A 20,063-nucleotide genomic window follows, 5' to 3' on the forward strand; every position below is an offset into this window, starting at 1 on the left:
ATCCCGAAGGCAATCATGATGGCACGCAGCTTCAAGGCCGCGCTGATCGCGGGCACCCTGCTCGCATTTCCCGGCCCGGCCGGCGCACAGACGATCGAAGAGCTGAAGCGCGAGATCGACGAACTGCGCACCATGGTGAAGGCCCTGCAGGCGGCGCAGGCCGCCAGCGCGACCCCGCGCGCGGCCGAAAGTGCCACGGCGACCAGCCCTGCGGCTGCCGGCAGCCCGGTCCCGGCCACCGCGGTCGCCGCCAGCCCCGCCGTCATGCCCGCGGCAGCCGCGCCGTCCACTCCGCCGGTCCTGGCCGCCGCCGTCCCGCTCCACAAGTCCAAGGCCTGGTACGAGCGGCTGATGATCCGCGGCTATACCCAGATGCGGTACAACGCCTTCCTGTCGGGCGACGACACAGCGCCTGCGGGGGTCTCCCGCCTCCGCTCGGTTCATGATTCGTCGATCTCCGACAAGGGCAGCTTCTCGCTGCGCCGGGTTCGCCTCGTATTGCAGGGCGACGTCACCGACCGGCTGTCGATCTACATCCAGCCCGACTTCGCGACAGCCGTGAACAACCAGGCCGGCACCGAGCGCCGCGAAGGCTTCGGCCAGCTGCGCGATGCCTATGCCGACTTCTTCCTCGACAAGGAAAAGCGATTCCACCTGCGCTTCGGCCAGTCGAAGGTCCCTTATGGCTGGGAAAATCTCCAGTCCTCGTCGAATCGCCTGACGCTCGACCGCTCGGACGCGATCAACAGCGCGGTTCCCGGCGAGCGCGACCTGGGCATCGTCGCCTTCTACACGCCGACGCACGTCCAGAAGATCTGGGATCGCCTTGCCGACGACGGCCAGAAGCTGTTCGGCAATTATGGCGCCTTCGGCCTCGCCCTCTACAATGGTCAGGGAATCAACAAGACCGAGCAGGACCGGCACCTGATGAAGGTCGCGATGGCGACCTGGCCGATCGAACTGGATGGTCTCGGCGAGATGTTCGAAGGTCAGGTGCTCGAGGTCGGCGCTTCGGGCATGCTCAACAAGGTGCGCCCGGAGGTTCGCTCCGGCGGCGTCAGCACGCTCGCCTATGACGACAATCGCGCGGGGGCGCACCTCATCCTCTACCCCAAGCCCTTCGGCTTCCAGGCGGAATGGAACTGGGGCAAGGGCCCGCAATTCGACACCGCCACGCAGACGATCCGGTCGAAGAAGCTCAGTGGCGGCTATGTTCAGACGATGTACCGGATCAAGGAAAGCCCGATCGGTCCGATCATGCCCTATGCCCGCTGGCAGCGCTATCGCGGCGGATGGAAGGCATCGACCAACGCGCCGCGCCTGGAGACAGACGAGCTCGAGCTGGGCGTCGAGTGGCAGATCATCAAGCCGCTCGAGCTGACCATTGCCTATGCCTCGATGAAGCGCAGCGAGGCCGACGAGCGCCGCACCGGGCGCGCCGAAGGGCAGCTGATCCGGACGCAGCTCCAGTTCAGCTACTGACCCGGCCGATCATCGCCTGACGGTGAAGCCGAGCGTCACCGTCGGGCGATCGCCATCGCCGGCCGCCCGGGCGACGAGCAGATCGACATCGATCCGCCCGCCGTCGACCGTCCAGCGCAGGCCCGCCTGCGCGTCCGGCACTCCCGCCCTGGTCGAATAAACCTCTGCCATCAGGCTGATATCGTCCGCAGCGGCATAGACCAGCTGCGCGCCCTGGAAGGCATGCACGCCCCGTCCCCGCTGCCCGATCAGGCCCAGATTGAGATTGGCGGTGACGTGCGGGCCGAGCGCGACCGTGAGGGGAAGGGTGAACGCGGCACTGTCCACGCGACCCGCCCCCTGTTCCGCCAGAAGGGCGAAGGCCAGGCCGATCCCGGCCCCCTCGCCCTCTCCACCACCGGGCCGTATCGCCCATTTGACCGTCGGTCCGGCAAGCCAGTGCGTGCCGTCCACGCCCCGGATTCTCTGGATCGCAGCGCCAAGCTCGAGCGTGGGCAGCCCCGCCGGGGTACAGGCCGGACCAAAGTTCAGAAGCGCCCCTTCCCCGCCCGCGCTCCTGCTCAGCCAGTTTTCGACATGGCAATGCCCCGGCGTCTCTACGCCCGCATCATCGACGACATGCGCCCCGCCCGCCGCGAGGGCGGGCGAGCACGCCAGCAGCGTCAGGGCAGCGAAAGCCGCCGCCGCTGCGACCCGGACAGATCCGAGCCGCATCGTCCGCCTCCTGCACGAGCCATGGTCAGAGCCAGCCGCGGCGACGGAAGTAGAGGAACGGCAAGGCCGCCGAGACGAGCATGAGCCCGATCGACGCCGGATAGCCGAGGCTCCAGCGCAATTCGGGCATCAGCTCGAAATTCATGCCGTAGATCGAAGCGATCAGCGTCGGGGGCAGGAACGCGACCGACGCAACCGTGAAGATCTTGATGATCTGGTTCTGCTCGAGGTTGATCAGGCCCAGCGTCGCGTCGAGCAGGAAATTGATCTTGCTCGACAGGAAGGACGCATGGTCGGTCAGCGCCTGCACATCCCGCTGCAGCGTCCGAACGCGCGTCCGCGCATCGCGCCCGGCATCGGGATGGCGCGCGCTGTAATAGGACAGCAGGCGAGCCATCCCGACGAGCGACTCGCGCAGCTTCGTCAGCAGGTCGCCCTGACGGCCGATCGCGCCGAGCATCGCTTCGAGATCGCGCGACGGGTCTCCCGCAGCGGGCCTTTTGCCCGTCTTCGCCCCGAACACTTCGCGCGAGATTGCGTCGCAGCGCAACGAGCTGCGCTCAAGCGCATCGGCGACCTGGTCGACCGTCGTGTCGAGCAGGTCGATCAGCAGATAATGTGCGGACTCCCGCCCCGTACCCCGCAGCCGCCGGCCGCGCAGCTGGTCGAAGGACAGCGCATCGTCGTGACGGACCGTCACCAGGCTCGACCGTCCAAGGATGAAGGTGACGGGGGTCAGGCGGGGCTCGTCGCCCTCGGCGCCGGTGACCAGCGAGACCGTCATGAACAGGGCGCCATCCTCCTCGTAGAGGCGCGCCGAGAGCTCGATCTCCTCCATCTCCTGCAGCGTGGGGATGTCGACCCCCAGCAGCGCCGAAGCGGTGCGCGCCTCGGCGGCGCCGGGACGGACGATGTCTGCCCACAGGATCGAGGGCGCGGCGCCGGCGGTCGCGAGGATATCGGTCGGCACGAGGCGGTCGGCCTCGCGCGCAAAGGCGTTGAACATGCTTGTTCTCCTGATGCTGTCGGCCGACGGCTCAGGAGGCGGCACCCCTATCGGGCGCGGACCGGCGAAACCATCGGACGGAAGGATCGACTTCGACTGTCGGGGTCCATTGGTCCTGTCCTTGGGTGTGTGCCGGAGTCGGCTCCGGCGGGGGTGCCCTTGCTCCCGCTCGCGCCGTGGGTCAAGCCGTCATGGCCGGATCCGGGCGCGGCGCAAAAGGGGGGTCAGTCGCCGCTCTTGCCGAACATGGCGTCCTTGGCGGAATCCAGTCCCTTCAACACGGCCCAGCCGACCGCATAGGTGAAGACTAGCGGGACGATCGCCCGGACCACGGTCGCGGTCGCCGCGCCGATGATCGCACCGTCGGCGGTCGAATCCTCGCCATCGGCGCCGTCGATGGCGCTGCCGATCAGGGCGCCCAATGCGGTACTCAGCATGATGTCGTCTCCATTCGTTGCGGGCCTGATACGCCTTGCCCGCGCTGCGGTTCCAAAAAAAGGGGGAGCCGAAGCTCCCCCGAGGTGCAAGTCGGAGAGGAGGACTTGTCTCAGAAACGCATGCCGATGCCCGCACCGAACACGAAAGGATCGAGGTGCAGCTTGACCCGCTGGGTGGCGGCGGCGGTCGTGTCGAGCCGCGCACGGGTGTCGATGTCGATATATTTGACGTCGAGATTGAAGAAGGCGCGCTTGCTGATCGGGATGTCGACGCCCGCCTGGAGCGCATAGCCGAAGCTCGACTTCATCGACACGTCGGTCTTGCCGACGGCCGCGACGAGCCCCTTCGACGCCTTTTCGGAATAGAAGATCGTGTAGTTCACGCCCGCACCGACATAGGGGCGGATCTGGCCTTCCGGCGCTAAATGATATTGCAGCGTCAGCGTCGGCGGCAGCACCCAGGTCGAGGCAAGCTTGCCGATCGATCCCGTGGTACCCGTACGGCCGCTCGCATCATGCTTGGTGGTCGCGAGGATCAGCTCGGTGCCGATATTCTTCGTCAGCATATAGGTGAAATCGACTTCGGGCATGAAGCTGTTGTTCACCTTGACCTTCTCGCCCGGGAAGGCGGGAAGGACGGAGCCCGACTTCTCGTTCGGCGCGACGACGATGCCGCGCAGGCGAATGAGGAGGTCCCCTTGCTCGGCGCGCGCCGGACCGGCCAGCATGGCGGCGGCGACTGCGGTTCCGATCATCAAACTGCGCATCATGTCTCGTAATCCCTTGCGTTGACGGAGCCCTGATGCGCGCTCCGCTCCGCCGGTCCCTTGACCTTGCGCAACCATCGTCTTGATTCGGATCAAGGGCGGCGCTCGGCCGACATGCGACCAGCAAGGCATGTGGCCCTATCACCCCGCTTTGCTCGAACGCCCGGTTCCGCGCTATACGAGCTACCCGACGGCGGCCGAGTTCCGCGCCGATGTCGGGACGCCCGCCTTCGTCGAAGCGCTCGACGCGATTCCGGCGCGTGCGCCGCTCTCGCTCTACGTCCACATCCCCTACTGCCATGAGATATGCAGCTATTGCGGCTGCAACACCGGCCGGGCGAACCGCAGCCACCGGTTGGCCTCTTATCTGGAAGCCCTAGGTGCCGAGATCGACATGGTCGCCGGCCACCTCTCCGGGCGCGGCGTGGTGTCCCGCATCGCCTTTGGCGGCGGCAGCCCCAACGCCATCGCGCCGCTCGACTTCGTCCGGCTGGTCGACCGGCTGACCACGCGCTTCCGCGCCTCCGCTCCGGTCATCTCGGTCGAAATCGATCCGCGTACGCTCGAGCGCTCCTGGCTTGCCACGCTGCGCACCGTCGGCGTCCAGCGTGTCAGCCTGGGCGTCCAGACCTTCGACGACGCGCTCCAGCATGCGATCGGCCGTCCCCAGCCCGACAGCATGATCGCCCGCGCGGTCGACGGCTTCCGCGATGCGGGCGTCGCTTCGATCAATTTCGACCTGATGTACGGACTGCCGGGGCAGACGATCACCGATATCGAGCATTCCGCCGCGCGCAGCGTCGAGCTGGGAGCCGATCGCGTCGCCCTCTTCGGCTATGCCCATCTCCCCGCCATGTTCCCGCGCCAGCGCCGGATAGACGCAACCGCGCTGCCCGACGCCGCCCTTCGCTTTCGGCAGGCGGCAACGGGCCATGAGCTGTTCGTGGGCGCCGGATATGTGCCCGTGGGGTTCGATCATTTCGCCCGGCCGGGTGACGCGCTCGCCATCGCTGCGTGCGCCGGAACACTACGGCGCAACTTCCAGGGTTTTACCGACGACGGAAGCCGCCACCTGATCGGCTTCGGGGCCAGCGCGATCAGCGAGTTTCCGACGCTCCTCGTGCAGAATGAGAAAAATGCCGGTCCCTATCGCGAGGCGATCGTCGCAGGCCGCCTGCCGGTCGCGCGCGGCATAGGCCGCGACCGGCACGAGATCGCCCGCGCCAGGGTGATCGAGCAGCTGCTCTGTGCCGGGCGCGCCCGCGCCGATCGCCAGTTGCTGCAGGCGGCCCGGCCGGCTCTGGACATCTTTGCCCAGGAGAATCTGGTGCATATCGCCGACGACCATATAGAGCTCGCAGCCGAAGCCCTGCCCTATGCCCGGTCGATCGCCGCCTGTTTCGACGGCCATCGTCCGCTTGGCGAAAAGCGTTTCAGCAATGCGATCTGAGCCGGGTACCCTCGAGCTGATCGCCTCGGCCGCCATGATCGTCGCGATGCTCGGCACCGCGATCCCCGCCGCGGCCTCCGCGACCACATTGCGTGTCGAACTGTGCAGCGGTGGCTCTTCGAGAACCATCGACCTCCCCATGCGCAAGGGCGACCGATCGCATGACCAGGGCTGCACCGCGGCCTGCCACGCGGCCGATCCGCGTCGCCGCAGAGCCGCGCCATGACCCTTCACACTGCCCACAAGGATCTGATCATGTCAGCCACTGCCACCGCAGCGCCCATAGAGCTCCGCACCCGCAGCGGCGTAAGCCTGTTCGTCAGGCCCGCTGCGCCGGATGACGCCCCGCTTCTCGTGAGCTTCTTCGAACAGGTCTCGGCTGAGGATCTGCGCTTCCGCTTTCTGAGCGCCGTCCACCATGTCCCGGCGGGACAGATCGAGGCTATGGTCGACATCGATCACCAGCGCAGCGAGAATTTCCTCGCCTTCGACGCACAGGGCGAGATGGTGGCAACCGCCGTTCTCGGCTGCGACGCTGCCTTCGACACCGCCGAGGTGGCCATCGCCATCCGCCGCGACCGGAAGGGACAGGGCATCGGCTGGACCCTGCTCGAGCATGTCGCACGCGAGGCCAGGGGGCGCGGGATCAAGCGGCTTCAGTCGATCGAGAGCCGGGACAATCACTCTGCGATCGAGCTCGAGCGCGAAATGGGCTTCGTGGCGCGCGAGTGCCCGGATGATCCCAGCCTGATGCTGCTGGAAATTCACTTCGGCGGATAGGCATGGGCTGGCGGCGCCTTCATCCTCTCTCCCGCAGTCTAGGCGGGGTGGTGGCGCTGGGCTTACTGCCCTCTCCGCTATGGGCGGATCCGGTGGGTGCACAGCCCGTCCAGTCACGCGAGGCCGCGCTGGAAAGGCGGCTGGCGGAGCTGGAGCAAGCGGTCGCTGCGCTGCGGGCCGAACTCGCCGCCACGCGCCAGGCGGCGCCCGCCGCCATCGAGACGGAGACCAGGACCGCGATGATGTCCGGCAGTCCGGCGTCGCGGCCCAGTCGCGCAAGCGGCCCGGCAACGCCCCCCGCCGACGGCTTCATGGCCGGCGGCACGCGCGTCCGGCTCAACGGCTATATCAAGGCGGTGGCGAGCGCATCGCGCTACGACGACGGGACGGTTCCGCCCGGGTCGCTCGGCAAGGACTTCTATCTTCCCCAGACCATCCCGGTCGGCGGGACGGGACGCGGACATGATTTCGCTGCACAGGCCAAGCAGACGAGGCTGTGGCTGACGACCGAGACCCCGGCGGGCGGCGACATGATCCGCGCGCATCTGGAGTTCGACTTCCAGACGGCGCCGGGAACGCAAGGGTCGCAGCGCACCACGAACGGCTATAATCTTGCCCTGCGACGGGGATTCGTCCGCTATGGACGCTGGCTGGTCGGGCAGGAATGGAGCAATTTCCAATATGTCGCGGCCCTGCCCGAGACCACCGACTTCGTCGGCACGACGGAGGGTACGGTGTTCGAGCGGCAGATGCAGCTGCGCTACACAATAGCGCTCTCGCCCAGACTGGCTCTGTCGCTGTCGGCCGAAAATGCCGAGACGTCGAGCGAGACACCGGCCTCCCCGCTGATGGTCGAGAATGACAGCGACCGCCTGCCCGACGCGACCGCACGGCTGCTGCTGTCGATGGACGGAGGAGAGGTCTCGCTCGCCGCCCTGGTGCGGCAATTGTCTATCGAAAGCGGCAGCGTATCCGATCACGCCATCGGCTGGGGCGTCAGCGGCGCGGGGAAGATCGCCTTCGGCCCGGCACGGCGTCACGACCTGCGCTTCATGCTGAGCTATGGCCGGGGGATCGGCCGCTATCTCGGCCTCAACTTCGCACCCGACGTGATCTTCAATCCGGCGGGAGATGCCGAGCTCCACCTCGTGCGCAATCTCGCTGGCTTCGTCGCGGTCCGGATCGGCTGGACCGACAAGCTGCGCTCCACGCTGATGGCGAGCTATCAGAAGGCCGATTATCCGTCGGGAGCGGCGGTCCCGCCGGGCAGCAATGCGCGCGCGCAGAGCGTGGCCGCCAATCTGTTCTGGACGCCTATGCCGGGCTTGGACCTGGGCGCGGAAATCCGACATGGTGAACGCCGGATCGTGTCGGGCGCTTCCGGGCAGATGGACCGGCTGGAGCTCTCAGCCAAATATGGCTTCTGACAAGCAGGACAAAAAGGGAGAGGATGATGGAACGGGCGGGACAGGGCGAATTGCCCAAGCATCACGGGGCGACGCAGAACGAGAAGCTGGTCATCGCCGCTTCCTCGCTCGGCACCGTGTTCGAATGGTATGATTTCTACCTCTATGGCCTGCTCGCGACCGCCATCACCTCGCACTTCTTCTCGGGCGTCAACGAGACGACCGGCTTCATCCTCGCCCTCGGCGCCTTTGCGGCAGGTTTCGCGGTCCGGCCGTTCGGCGCGCTGGTGTTCGGCCGGATCGGCGATCTGGTGGGGCGGAAGAACACCTTCCTCGTCACGATGGGGATCATGGGCCTGTCGACCTTCGCGGTCGGCTGCCTGCCCTCTTATGACCAGATCGGCGTTGCCGCGCCGATCATCCTCGTCGGGCTGCGCCTGTTGCAGGGCCTCGCGCTCGGCGGCGAATATGGAGGGGCTGCGACCTATGTCGCCGAACATGCCCCCACCGATCGCCGCGGCCTCTACACGAGCTGGATCCAGACCACCGCGACGCTCGGCCTGTTCGCGGCGCTGCTGGTCGTGATCGGGGTCCGCTTCCTGATGGGTGAGGACAGTTTCGCCGACTGGGGCTGGCGTGTGCCCTTTCTGGTCTCGATGGTGCTTCTGGCCGTGTCGATGTGGATCCGGCTGCAACTGGCGGAGAGCCCCGTCTTCCAGAAGATGAAGGACGAGGGGACCACATCCAAGGCGCCGCTGACCGAAGCCTTCGCCCGCTGGGGCAACCTCAAATGGGTGCTCGTCGCGCTGTTCGGTGCCGTCGCCGGGCAGGCAGTGGTCTGGTATACGGGGCAATTCTACGCGCTGTTCTTCCTCGAAAAGACGCTCAAGGTCGACGGCGCGACGACCAACATCCTGACCGCCATCGCACTCGGCATCGCGACCCCGGCCTTCGTCTTCTTCGGATGGCTGTCCGACCGGATCGGGCGCAAGCCGATCATCCTGACCGGGTGCGCGATCGCCGCGCTCAGCTATTTCCCGCTGTTCAACGCGCTGACCGTCGCCGCCAACCCTGCTCTGGCGCGCGCGCAGGCCTCGGCTCCGGTCGAGGTGATCGCCCATGCGGCGGAATGTTCGATCCAGTTCGATCCCATCGGCAAGAACAGCTTTGACGATCGCAGCTGCGACATCGCCAAGACCTTCCTCGCCAAGGGCGGCATCAGCTATCGCAACGTCGAAGCACCGGCGGGCACGATCGCCAGCATCCGCGTCGGCGACCGCCGGATCGACGCACCCGATCCCGCGCGTGTCACCGGGGCAGAGCGAAAGACCGCCGTCGCGGCCTTCCAGACGGAGGCGAAGGCGGCGCTCAAGGACGCCGGCTATCCCCCCGCAGCCGATCCCGCCGCGATCGACAAGCCCATGGTCGTGGCGATCCTGACCGCGCTCGTCCTGCTCGTGACGATGGTCTACGGGCCGATCGCGGCACTGCTCGTCGAGCTGTTCCCGAGCCGGATCCGCTACACCTCGATGTCGCTGCCCTATCATATCGGCAATGGCTGGTTCGGCGGCTTCCTGCCGACCATCGTCTTCGCGATGGTCGCCGCTACGGGCGATATCTATTACGGCCTGTGGTACCCGATCATAGTGGCTGCGGCGACGGTGGTCATCGGCCTCTTCTTCCTTCCGGAGACCTTCCGCCGCGACATCGACCAGTGATGCGGCTGGCAGGGCGGGGCCCCACAGAGTCGCCCCGCCCGCCCTGTTCTTCCATCCGTATGTTTACGAATGGAGCGGGGCACGGCCTCCTGCCTAGCTCGGCGCCATGCCCTGGAACATCGTCCGCCTCGACCTCGCCCGTGCGCCGGGTCATCCGGAAGGCTCGCGCGAGCATTGCTACCTGCTGCGGCTCCCGCTCAACGCTGCCGGGTTCGTCGACCAGCGCCGGCTGCACGCCCAGCCGGAGGAGGCAACGGTCTTGCGCTCCTGGCCCGACGAGCCCGAACGAGCCGGGCACCTCGCCCATGTCCGCGATCGCTGGATCATTTCCTACGGCCCGGGCGAAGAGGATGACGAAACCGTCTTCCACCTGGAGACGCATCCCTTTCGCCCCGGGGAATATGTGACGATCACCGGCCCGGAAGGACGACCGCTCTCCTTTCGCGTGTGGAGCTGCCAGTCGCTCTGACTTCCCGAAAGTCCGTCCACAATTAGTCTGGCTTAAACCGTTCGATGCGATAGCGTTACGGAACCTGCCTGCCTATCGGGGTAGAGGGCTGTTCGAGGGCGTGATGCGGATCGCTTGTCTACGACTGCTGCTTGGCGGCTGGCTGCTCGCGCTCGGGCAGGTGACCACGGCAACGATGATTGCCGAAGCCGATTTCCTCTACGACTGGAATCTCATCGTCTTCGACGATCTCGAATCGCGCAAGTCGATCGAAGGAAAGGCCTTCGTCGGCGGGGGCAAGGACGTCACCGACGAGGTGGCGAAGCAGGGCGCGGAGCTGTTGCGGGCCACGATGGGCCTGAGCGAGAATCTGCGCTCGCTCGCGTCGACCGATCGCGTCGGCACGGAGAAAGACGCGCTGATCATCAGAAGCGGAGAGAAGCTCGGCGTTTTCGACCTGTCGCTGGACGATCTCAAGGGCTTCGACACGATCCGCGTCGACATCGCGGACGGTACCTCGGTCGTGATCAACGTAGCGGGCGAGGCGGGCAAACTCGATGCGAAGTTCGACGCCGACGGCATCGGAAAGAACAGCCAGCTGATCTGGAATTTCTACGAAGCGCGCGAGATCGAGTTCGATCAGAGCTTCTTCGGCACGGTCCTGTCGCCCTTCGCGTCCGTAAGGAACGACGCAACCTTCACCGGCACACTGGTCGCGGACTCGCTCGATCAGCGCGGCGCCTTGAGAATGGGAAGCTATATGCCGACCGGCGAACCGGGTGGTGGAGAGGGTGTCGGTATCGGCGGTGGCGGCGGGCTGGAAACGGTGTCCGTCGCGCCGGAGCCATCGAACTGGTTTCTGCTTCTCACCGGCTTCGGCGCCATCGGCGCGGTCCTGCGTCGGCGACCCCGACCATCCCGATCGCTGGCGACCGCGTAAAGCCAGGCGCAGGCCTTTTCCGACACAGTCCCGCGATGCTATGCCGGTTCTCAGTCGAGATACAGAAAACAGGGGATGATGATGGCCCGCACGCTGCATGCCGCCGGCTTGGGAACCATGGCCGGCTTCCTGCTGGCAGGGGCAACGGTGGTCGCCGCAGACGGCCCGCCCGCCATGACGTCTCCTGTCAATACGTTGCTGGCGCAGGGCTATCTGGCCCGGGAGGCACTGCCCGACAGCCTGTCGATCCTGCCCGCGCCTCCTGCGGAAGGATCTGCCGCGCTGGCGCGCGACCGGGAAGCGTCGAAGGCCGGCCTCGCTCTCGGCAAGAGCGCGCGCTGGGCACTTGCGACCGCGGATGCGGACTTGCGATCGCCGGCCGCGACCGGCGCCTTCTCCTGCGCCGCAGGCTTCGAAATCAGCCCGCAGGCGACGCCCGCGATCGACCGCCTGATGCGCCGAAGCCTCCCGGATCTGGGTCTTGCGACCTATGGCGTGAAGGAGCGCTACAAGCGCGCGCGTCCGTTCATGGAGAATGGCGAGGCGAACTGCTCTCCCGATTATACCGAGATGCTCCGCAAGGACGGCTCCTACCCCTCCGGCCATAGCGCGATCGGATTCGGCTGGGGGTTGATGCTGGCGGAAGTCGTGCCGGATCGCGCCGCTCGCCTGGTGGCGCGCGGAGTCGCCTTCGGGGACAGCCGTCGCATCTGCAACGTACACTGGCTGAGCGACGTCGAGCAGGGACGGCTGATGGGGGCGGCGGTCGTCGCCCGCCTCCATGCCGATCCTGGCTTCCAGGCCGATCTGCAGGCCGCGAAGGCCGAGGCGGCCGCCGCCCGGTCGACCGCGCCGTCGCGCAACTGCACGCAGGAAGAGGCCGCGCTCGCGCCGCAGCCCTGACGGATCACGCCGGGCGGGAAGCGCTCTTCGGCAGCACGGCCATCCGCGACAGGCCGCGATTGCGCCAGTTCGCGACATGCGCGCCCGCCAGCAACAGACTGCCGGCTACGGTCAACGCCGTCTCGATGGCCTCCCGGCTGGAAAAGGCGATGCCGGCCGCCATCAGAACCAGCCCGGCAGCCCCTACCGCCAGCGGCACCGAAGCGCGATGCCGCCGCCATCCGCCGATCAGGGCGAAAGCGCTCGTGGGCACCGCGAGCAGGAGAACGACGACGTGAAAACTCTCGCCGGGGTCGAGACGGTCGGCGAGCGCTGGCAGCGCCGCCAGCAGCAGCGGAAGCAGCAGGCAATGCGCCATGCAGGTGAAGGAGGCACAGACGGCGAACCCGTCGAACATGCGCTCGACCCGGGCCGGGCGGCTGTTGCTGACATCGTTCATCGCTCTACCTCTTTCCATATGTTCGGCGCGTGATATGTTATGGTGTAACATTACTTTCAAGGATTGTTTCGTGCAGCCTCCCTTTTCCGTGATCGCCGCGCCCGTCGATCCCATGGTCGCCATCGGCGAGGCGCCATCGGTTCTTCGAGCCATACAGGACCGCAACGTGCAGCTCGCCCTGTGGCAGCGGCCGCGCCCGGCGGCTCTGGCGGGGATCGACAGCCTCGACTGGACCGCGATCTCGAATATTGACTGCGACATCGAGGTCGCGGACATCGAGAACGGGATCGCGCAGGCTATCGGGGATGCGGGCTATGACCCTGTCCGCGCCGCGCTGATCGCGGAAGCTACCAATCTTGCCTTGCTGTTCGCGCCGATCATGCAGGCGTCTGTCCTGCGCTTCCGGCTTGAGGTGATCGCAACAGACGCCTGCCGGAAATTCCACATGGACTATGTCCCGGCCCGACTCCTGACGACATTCTGCGGCCGTGGGACGGAATGGCAGCACGCCGACCGGCCCTATCAGGTTCACGCCATGGCGCCGGGTGACGTCGCCATTTTCAAGGGCAGGTTGCTGGCGGACGAACCCCGCATCCTCCACCGGTCGCCGCCGATCGGCGGAACCGGGGAAAGCCGCCTGTTGCTGGCGATCGATCCGGTGACGCCCGACCGCCACCGGATCGCCTGAAGCGATTACCCAGCATTCGGCCCGAGGATCGCCCGTTGATCCGCAGCGGGCGCAACGGAGAGTGACGCCGGCAAGCGGAGCCGCGTCGACAGTGCTGCAACGTGGCGCTATCGCTACGGAATGGTTAGGAAATCATCCTGTGCACTATGACCGCAGCCGCCATGCCGCGCGCAGCACCGATGAATATGTCTTCCATCAGCTCATCCCCTATATCGGCAACAAGCGGAAGCTGCTTCCTCTGATAGGCCAGGCCATCGATGCAAGCGGGATCGGGCCGGGTGGCGACTTCGTCGACCTGTTCGCGGGCAGCGGCGTTGTCGGCCGCTACGCGAAGATGCGGGGCTTCAGGGTCACCAGCAACGACTGGGAACCCTATGCCGAACAGATCAACCGCTGCTACATAGGGCTGAACGCTGCCCCGCACATCGACGGCGTGGACTATGCTGCGGCTGTCGAGCGGCTCAATGGGCTTCCTTCTCGTGTGGACTGGGTCACGGGACATCTCTGCCCCGACGACGACGAAGCGTTCGACATGGGACGCGATCGGCTCTTCTACATGCGCAAGAACGGTATGCGCATCGACGCGATCCGCGAGGAGATCGCCATGATGCGCGCCTCGGGCGCGATCGACGCGGACGGCATGGCCGCGCTTCTCGCCCCGCTGCTCTATCAATGCTGTTACACGAGCAACACCTCCGGCGTGTTCAAGGGATTTCATGCGGGCTGGGGCGGCAGCAACGGCACCGCGCGCTATCGCATCTGCAGCGATCTGCGGCTCGAACCCGCGCGCTTGTTGGACAATGGTCTGGTGAACAGGGTGACGCGCCTCGATGCGGCGCGCTTCGCTGCGGAGGTCGGCGGGCCGTTCGACTTCGTCTATGTCGATCCGCCCTATAACCAGCATCCCTATGGCTCGAACTATCATGTCCTGAACAGCGTGGCGTTGTGGGACAAACCGGCGGTACCGCCCAAGATCAGCGGGCGCGGTGACAAATCGGCCATCCGCCACGACTGGCGGTCCGAGCGGCGCAGCGCCTATACCAGCACGCGAACTGCCCCCGACGCCTTTCGCGCGCTCCTCGACGGCCTGCCTGCCCGCTGGATCGCGCTCAGCTATTCGACCGACGGCAACATGCCCCTGGAGCGGTTGATCGAGGCTTGCTGCGAGCGCGGGGCAACGCGCGCTTTCGTCCAGCCCTATAAGCGCTACCGGGTCAGCGCCCAGCGCTTCTCCGCCAAGCCGGTCAACGCCGAGTTCGTGCTGCTGATCGACGGCGCCCGTCGCGGGACCCAGTCGGCCGAAGCGCTGTGCGAGGAAATCCGCGCCGCCGAGCGCATCGCCCTGCGGAACCATCCCGAACTCGCCGACGGCGAAGAGAAAGGCGCGATGGCCGTTTCCGTCCCGCGCTGCTAGAGCCGAAGCTCTGCAATAGAGGGGGCGGGCGACATGCGCATGGTAGCCACGGCGGCAATCTTCGCGGCGGTACTTGCCCCGGCTTCGCCTGCGACGGCCTCTCCCGAGACAGACCGCTTCGCGCAATGCCTGACCCGCTCGGTGACCACGGCGGAGCGTACCCTGCTCGTGCGCTGGATATTCACCTCCTTGTCCGCGCATCCGGCGCTGCGCGACATGGGCACGGTGACGTCCGCCGCACGCGAGACCAACACACGATCGGTCGCGGCGCTGATCGACGACGTCGCGATCGGCCGCTGCCCCGCCGAAGCGCGCCGGGCCCAGCAGGCCGGAGGCGACCCGATCCGGCTCAGCTTCGAGACGCTGATGCGCCTTGCCGCCAGCGATCTCATGGCCAATCCGGCGACCGGCATTGAGGTGCAGGGTCTCGAGCGATTCATCGACCGCGACCGATGGAATGCGATGCTGTCGAACCCGGCGGGCTGAAGGGCACCGGAAAGCGCGCGCAGATCGGCCTTTCTTGTCGTCGCCAAAGCCGTTAGGGCGGCGGCATGATCCTTGTCATCGACAATTATGACAGCTTCACCTGGAACCTCGTCCATTATCTGATGGAACTGGGCGCCCGAGTGGAGGTCGTCCGCAACGACGCGATCAGCGTCGGTCAGGCGATGTCGAGCGGCGCCGAGGCCTTCCTGATTTCCCCCGGCCCCTGCACGCCGAAAGAGGCGGGCATCTCGCTCGAGCTGGTCGGTGCCTGCGCCGAAGCCAGGCGCCCGTTGCTGGGCGTATGTCTCGGCCACCAGTCGATCGGCCAGTATTTCGGCGGGCGGGTCGAGCGCGCACCGCAGCTGATGCATGGCAAGACGAGCCCGATCATCCATGACGGCTCCGGCCTGTTCGCGGGCCTGCCCTCGCCCTTTACGGCGACACGCTATCATTCGCTTGTCGTGCCCGAGGAAACGATGCCGGCCACGCTCCACGTGAACGCCCGCACCCCGGACGGTCAGGTCATGGGCGTGCGCCACGTGACGCTTCCGATTCACGGGGTGCAGTTCCACCCGGAGAGCATCGCCACCGAGCATGGCCATGCGATGCTGGCGAACTTCCTGCGCGCCGCCGGTCTGGCGGTGAAGGACCGCATCTGACCTTGCCGACGCTGCCGGATCCTCTTGTCCCGTTCGACCAGCAGACGGCCCATAGCGTCTTCTCGGCGATCCTCGACGGCCGCCACGGCGAAGAAGAGCTCGTCGCCTTCCTGACCGCCATGGCGGAACGGGACGAGACGAGCGCGGAGATTGCCGGCGCGGCGCTGGCGATGCGCGAGCGCGTCGTGCCCGTTCGGGCGCCGGTGGGCGCGATCGACGTCTGCGGTACAGGCGGCGACGGCGCGCACAGCCTGAACGTCTCGACCGCCGTGGCGATCGTCGTCGCCGGCGCGGGCGTGCCGGTCGCCAAGCACGGCAACAGGGCAGCGTCGTCCAAGGCCGGCGCCGCCGATACGCTCGAGGCGCTCGGCCTCGATCTCGACCGCGCCTCGGATCGCGCCGAAGCGAGCCTCAACGAGATCGGCCTCTGCTTCCTGTTCGCGCAGAAGCACCACCCGGCGCTCAAGCCGCTCGGGCCGATCCGCAAGCGCATAGGCCGCCGCACGATCTTCAACCTGCTGGGGCCGATCTGCAACCCGGCCGGCGTGACGCGCCAGCTGATCGGCGTGGCGCGGCCCGACTATCTGGCTATCTATGCCGGCGCACTCGAACGCATCGGCTGCGACGCGGCGATGATGGTGTCGGGCGACGAGCCACTCGACGAACTGTCGATCGGCGGGCCCAGCAGCATCTATCGCCTGGGCGCGGTGGGCCATGGTCTCGAGCGGTTCGAGCCCGCCGATGCGGGCCTTTCGCGTCACCCGCTCGAAGCCATTCGTGGCGGCGACGCCGCTTATAATGCCGCCGCGCTGGGCCGGCTGCTCGAGGGCGAGCAGGGCGCCTATCGTGATGCGGTCCTGCTCAACGCCGCCGCAGGACTGATTGTCGCAGGTCGTGCAGAGGGATGGACCGATGGCGTAGCCCTCGCAGCGGAAGCGATCGACAGCGGAGCCGCACGCCGGCTCCTGACCCGCTGGATCGCTTTCTGATCCGACGGCGACGTTGAGCTGCTGAGCGCGCTCGCGGACAACCGCTCCGTGCTTTCCCCTCCACCGCCTTCGGCGGTCCCCCTCCCCGTCCCGGGGAGGATCTTCGCAACACATCGCACTGCAGTTCCTCCCCGGAACGGGGAGGGGGACCATGCGGAGCATGGTGGAGGGGCAATCGGCGCTCCCGAAACCAAGCGAACGTCAGCAGATGGGCTAAGCCCAGCGCTTGCCCCCAGCCCGCGCCCGAAATTATTGCGACAAATTCGCATTTATACAATTGCGAATCGTTCGCACTATCGTTAGCAGCCCTTCACAACATCTAAGGGGATCCGCATGACGAACAGGGACTTAGCCGGCACGGGCTTTCTGGCGCTGGCCTGCGTAGGATTCATCGCGAGCGCGCCCGCTGTGGCGCAGACGGCACCGAAGGCCGATGAGGAAAAGCGGCTCGGCGGCATGACGGTGAGTTCGACCACGATCGACGAGGACACGCCCAAGGTCGAGCGCATGGAGTCCCCCAAATATACCCGTCCCCTGCTCGACACGCCGCAGACGATCACCGTGATCAACAAGGCGACGATCCAGCAGCAGAATCTGCTGACCCTGCGCGACGTGCTCAGCACCGTCCCGGGCATCACCTTCGGCGCCGGCGAAGGCGGCTTCGGCTATGGCGACCGCATCATCCTGCGCGGCCAGGACGCCAAGAACGACGTCACCGTCGACGGCGTGCGCTCGGCGGCCTTCCTCAACCGCAACGAGGTCTATAATATCGAGCAGATCGAGGTGTCGAACGGCGCCAATTCGGTCATGAACGGCGGCGGATCGGTCGCCGGCACGATCAACCTCGTGACCAAGCGGCCGCAGGGCGACGACCAGACGGTCGTCGACGCCGGGGTCGGCACCGACAATTATTATCGCGCGACGCTCGACGCCAACCGCCGCGTCAGCGATCTGATCGCGGTGCGCCTGAATGCCGTCTATCACGAAAATGACGTGCCGGGCCGCGACGTGGAGGATTACAAGCGCTGGGGCGTCGCCCCCTCGGTCACGATCGGCATCGACGGCCCGACCAGCCTGACGCTGCAGTTCGAGCATCTCGACGACAAGGCGATGCCGCAATATGGCCTGCGCTATTACGCCAATCTCGGCGGCTTCCTGTCGGACTTCGACCGCAGCGGCTATTATGGCTTCGCCAATCTCGACCGGCAGGATTCGAAGACCAATTCGATGCAGGGAATCTTCAGCCATCGCTTCAGCGATGCGCTGAGCGTCCGCAACCTGACCCGCTACGAGAAGATCCGCCAGCACACCGTCACCAGCCAGCCGACGGGCACCTTCTGCCTCGCCTCGACCGGCCTCCAGCCGACAGCGCCGGGCGCCACCGTGGGCGCTGCCTGCCCGGCGACCGTGCCCGCAGGCTATTATCTCCCGACCGGGGGCCGTGGCGTGGAGCGCTTCATCACCAACGAGACCGCCTATACCCAGACCGACCTGACGGCCGAATTCGCCACCGGCGGGATCGAGCATTCGCTGGTCGCCGGCGTGTCTGCTCTGTGGCAGGACTATCACCAGACGCAGGGCACGCTGCCGCGCAACGCCGACGGCTCCACGCCCAGCTTCCCGCTCGTCAGCATCGCCAACCCGGGCGCGGTCGTGCAGGGCCCGACCGGTTTCACCTATGGCAGCAACATCTACACCGGTCCGATCAACTTCATCCTGGCAAGCCGCAATTTCGGCACGCAGAAGAGCTATGCCGCCTATCTGTTCGACACCGCCAAGTTCACCGACTGGTTCGAACTCAACGGCGGTGTCCGCTACGAGCATGTCAAGGGCTCGAACCGCACGCTCAGCTACGTCACCACGGCGGGTGCCGCCAATCTGGGCGACCTCAGCACCGCCACAGGCCCCTTCCGCGTCAGCGACAATCTGTTGTCATACCGTCTGGGCGCGGTGTTCAAGCCGACGCCGAACACCAGCCTCTACGTCGCCTATGGCAATTCGAAGCTGCCCTCGCAGGCCTCGGTCGACGGCGCCTGCACCAACGCCAATTGCCGCCTGAAGCCCGAGACCACCTATAATTACGAGATCGGCGCCAAGGCCGACCTGTTCGATGCCAGGCTGCTGCTGACCGCAGCGCTGTTCCGCAACGAGCGCAACTCGATCCGGGTCAACTCGAACGACCCGACCCTCCCCGACCAGACGCTCGACGGCAAGCAGCGCGTCGAAGGGCTTTCGCTCGGCGCCTCGGGTCAGATCACCAGCAACTGGACGATCTCGGCCAATTACATGTACCTCAAGTCGAAGATTCTCCAGGGCGTCTCCGACTTCTGCCTGGCCAATCCCAGCACCGCCTGCGCCAACAGCGCAGCCTTCCCGGATCCGACGCGCGGCTATGAGCTCGCGAACACGCCGAAGCATTCGGGCAGCCTGTTCACCACCTATCGTTTCAATTTCGGGCTCGAGGTTGGCTATGGCCTGACCTACCAGGGCAGCTTCCTGCTCAACCAGCCGACCGTAGCGCAGCTGACCGCCGGCAATTATGTCGGCTACCGCGTGCCGAGCTACACCATTCACCGCCTGATGCTGTCCTACCCGATCAGCGACCAGCTGAAGGCACAGGTCAATGTGCAGAACTTCACCAACGAGAAATATGTCACGACCGTCCGCACCAACGTCAACGGCAGCTGGGCGCAGCCGGGCGTGACGCGGCAGGCGGTGTTCAGCCTGAACTACAGCTTCTGATCAATCGCGCCTTTGCGCAGAAATGAATCCGCCGCCGGCCTGCCGGTGGCGGATTTGGCTTTATGGCTGGCGAGCCGCGCGACTCGGGCGGTCTTTACGCATTCATAATCAACGGCATGTTAGCCATGTTTCCCGGATCGAAAGGGAAATCGATGCTTTCTGCCGAAGTCACCGTCGTCAAACCGTCGCGCCGCCGCGAAGAAAGACTGCCGGCCGACATCCGCGCCCGTTACGGCGCCTCGGGCAATCCCGAACGTGCGCTGTGCCGGATCATCGACGTCTCCAAACATGGCGCCCGGCTGGAGGTCTATTGCGACCTGCCGCTCGCCACGAGCATCACGCTCAAGCTGCCCAACAGCGAAGCGCTCGGCGCCCGCGTCGTCTGGTCGAAGGATTTCGAGGCCGGATGTCGCTTCAACGAGCCGCTGTCCGACGACGAACTGGAGTTCATCTTCCGCAAGGGAAACGCCTGACGCCGTCCCCGTCCCGCCGGCTCGAGGGCCGCTGACGGCCCCGCACCGCGCGAAAGGATGAGGACGGCGGCCCGCCCCCTTTGATCACGCGCCGATGCTGGACCCGCAATGCGTCCGAGGCT

21 protein-coding genes are annotated in these 20,063 nt (G+C 66.4%); 16 read left to right on the forward strand and 5 right to left on the reverse strand.

Annotated elements, in window-relative coordinates:
* The first annotated feature begins 15 nt into the window (after positions 1-15).
* Positions 16-1,482: a porin gene (locus tag G6P88_RS10705; protein ID WP_165323143.1), complete on the forward strand. Its 1,467-nt coding sequence runs from the start codon at positions 16-18 to the stop codon at positions 1,480-1,482.
* A 9-nt stretch (positions 1,483-1,491) separates the two neighbouring features.
* On the opposite strand, the gene G6P88_RS10710 is transcribed toward G6P88_RS10705, so the two are convergent.
* The 4 genes from G6P88_RS10710 to G6P88_RS10725 form a co-directional block, all read right to left on the reverse strand.
* Positions 1,492-2,196, reverse strand: a complete 705-nt coding sequence (locus tag G6P88_RS10710; protein ID WP_165323144.1) for a hypothetical protein — start codon at positions 2,194-2,196, stop codon at positions 1,492-1,494.
* A 25-nt stretch (positions 2,197-2,221) separates the two neighbouring features.
* On the reverse strand, positions 2,222-3,202 hold the full coding sequence (locus G6P88_RS10715) for a magnesium transporter CorA family protein (RefSeq protein WP_165323145.1): 981 nt from the start codon (positions 3,200-3,202) through the stop codon (positions 2,222-2,224).
* A gap of 224 nt (positions 3,203-3,426) precedes the next feature.
* Positions 3,427-3,639, reverse strand: a complete 213-nt coding sequence (locus G6P88_RS10720) for a hypothetical protein (RefSeq protein ID WP_165323146.1) — start codon at positions 3,637-3,639, stop codon at positions 3,427-3,429.
* A gap of 110 nt (positions 3,640-3,749) precedes the next feature.
* Positions 3,750-4,409: an OmpW/AlkL family protein gene (locus tag G6P88_RS10725; RefSeq protein WP_165323147.1), complete on the reverse strand. Its 660-nt coding sequence runs from the start codon at positions 4,407-4,409 to the stop codon at positions 3,750-3,752.
* Positions 4,410-4,536: 127 nt separating this feature from the next.
* Between G6P88_RS10725 and hemN the strand changes: the two genes are divergently transcribed.
* From hemN to G6P88_RS10765, 8 genes are all read left to right on the forward strand, one after another.
* Complete coding sequence (gene hemN, locus G6P88_RS10730; RefSeq protein ID WP_165323148.1) at positions 4,537-5,856, forward strand: oxygen-independent coproporphyrinogen III oxidase; 1,320 nt, start codon at positions 4,537-4,539, stop codon at positions 5,854-5,856.
* Positions 5,846-6,082 carry a hypothetical protein gene (locus G6P88_RS10735; RefSeq protein WP_165323149.1) on the forward strand — a complete coding sequence of 79 codons (237 nt, stop codon included), beginning with the start codon at positions 5,846-5,848 and terminating at the stop codon, positions 6,080-6,082. The genes hemN and G6P88_RS10735 overlap by 11 nt, the downstream gene beginning before the upstream one ends.
* 29 nt (positions 6,083-6,111) lie before the next feature.
* Positions 6,112-6,636, forward strand: coding sequence for a GNAT family N-acetyltransferase (locus tag G6P88_RS10740; RefSeq protein WP_165323150.1), 525 nt, complete (start codon positions 6,112-6,114; stop codon positions 6,634-6,636).
* 92 nt (positions 6,637-6,728) lie between these two features.
* Complete coding sequence (locus G6P88_RS10745; RefSeq protein ID WP_226946520.1) at positions 6,729-8,063, forward strand: DcaP family trimeric outer membrane transporter; 1,335 nt, start codon at positions 6,729-6,731, stop codon at positions 8,061-8,063.
* Between the two features lie 26 nt (positions 8,064-8,089).
* On the forward strand, positions 8,090-9,760 hold the full coding sequence (locus G6P88_RS10750) for an MFS transporter (protein WP_425594494.1): 1,671 nt from the start codon (positions 8,090-8,092) through the stop codon (positions 9,758-9,760).
* Positions 9,761-9,866: 106 nt separating this feature from the next.
* On the forward strand, positions 9,867-10,229 hold the full coding sequence (locus G6P88_RS10755) for a hypothetical protein (protein WP_165323152.1): 363 nt from the start codon (positions 9,867-9,869) through the stop codon (positions 10,227-10,229).
* 103 nt (positions 10,230-10,332) lie between these two features.
* Positions 10,333-11,148 (forward strand): choice-of-anchor A family protein, encoded by an 816-nt coding sequence (locus G6P88_RS10760; RefSeq protein WP_226946832.1) that lies wholly within the window; start codon positions 10,333-10,335, stop codon positions 11,146-11,148.
* A gap of 75 nt (positions 11,149-11,223) precedes the next feature.
* Entirely contained in the window at positions 11,224-12,051 is an 828-nt protein-coding gene (locus G6P88_RS10765) for an acid phosphatase (protein WP_226946521.1), read from the forward strand.
* A gap of 4 nt (positions 12,052-12,055) precedes the next feature.
* Here the strand turns inward: G6P88_RS10765 and G6P88_RS10770 are convergent, their stop codons facing one another.
* Positions 12,056-12,490 (reverse strand): MerC domain-containing protein, encoded by a 435-nt coding sequence (locus G6P88_RS10770; RefSeq protein ID WP_165323154.1) that lies wholly within the window; start codon positions 12,488-12,490, stop codon positions 12,056-12,058.
* 70 nt (positions 12,491-12,560) lie between these two features.
* Here G6P88_RS10770 and G6P88_RS10775 point away from each other — a divergent pair, with 70 nt between their 5' ends.
* The 7 genes from G6P88_RS10775 (at position 12,561) to G6P88_RS10805 (ending at position 19,941) form a co-directional block, all read left to right on the forward strand.
* Positions 12,561-13,178: a DUF1826 domain-containing protein gene (locus G6P88_RS10775; RefSeq protein ID WP_165323155.1), complete on the forward strand. Its 618-nt coding sequence runs from the start codon at positions 12,561-12,563 to the stop codon at positions 13,176-13,178.
* Positions 13,179-13,317: 139 nt separating this feature from the next.
* Entirely contained in the window at positions 13,318-14,592 is a 1,275-nt protein-coding gene (locus tag G6P88_RS10780; protein ID WP_165323156.1) for a DNA adenine methylase, read from the forward strand.
* 33 nt (positions 14,593-14,625) lie between these two features.
* Positions 14,626-15,078, forward strand: coding sequence for a hypothetical protein (locus G6P88_RS10785; RefSeq protein ID WP_165323157.1), 453 nt, complete (start codon positions 14,626-14,628; stop codon positions 15,076-15,078).
* A gap of 65 nt (positions 15,079-15,143) precedes the next feature.
* Positions 15,144-15,737, forward strand: a complete 594-nt coding sequence (locus G6P88_RS10790) for an anthranilate synthase component II (RefSeq protein ID WP_165323158.1) — start codon at positions 15,144-15,146, stop codon at positions 15,735-15,737.
* Positions 15,738-15,739: 2 nt separating this feature from the next.
* Positions 15,740-16,726: an anthranilate phosphoribosyltransferase gene (gene trpD / locus G6P88_RS10795; protein ID WP_165323159.1), complete on the forward strand. Its 987-nt coding sequence runs from the start codon at positions 15,740-15,742 to the stop codon at positions 16,724-16,726.
* A 333-nt stretch (positions 16,727-17,059) separates the two neighbouring features.
* The gene (locus G6P88_RS10800; RefSeq protein ID WP_165323160.1) at positions 17,060-19,468 is read left to right on the forward strand and encodes a TonB-dependent receptor; all 2,409 of its coding nucleotides are present in this window, start codon (positions 17,060-17,062) and stop codon (positions 19,466-19,468) included.
* A gap of 62 nt (positions 19,469-19,530) precedes the next feature.
* Entirely contained in the window at positions 19,531-19,941 is a 411-nt protein-coding gene (locus G6P88_RS10805) for a PilZ domain-containing protein (RefSeq protein ID WP_165323161.1), read from the forward strand.
* The last annotated feature ends 122 nt before the right edge of the window (positions 19,942-20,063 follow it).

Source organism: Rhizorhabdus phycosphaerae, from assembly GCF_011044255.1.
In the GTDB taxonomy this organism is placed as follows: domain Bacteria; phylum Pseudomonadota; class Alphaproteobacteria; order Sphingomonadales; family Sphingomonadaceae; genus Rhizorhabdus; species Rhizorhabdus phycosphaerae.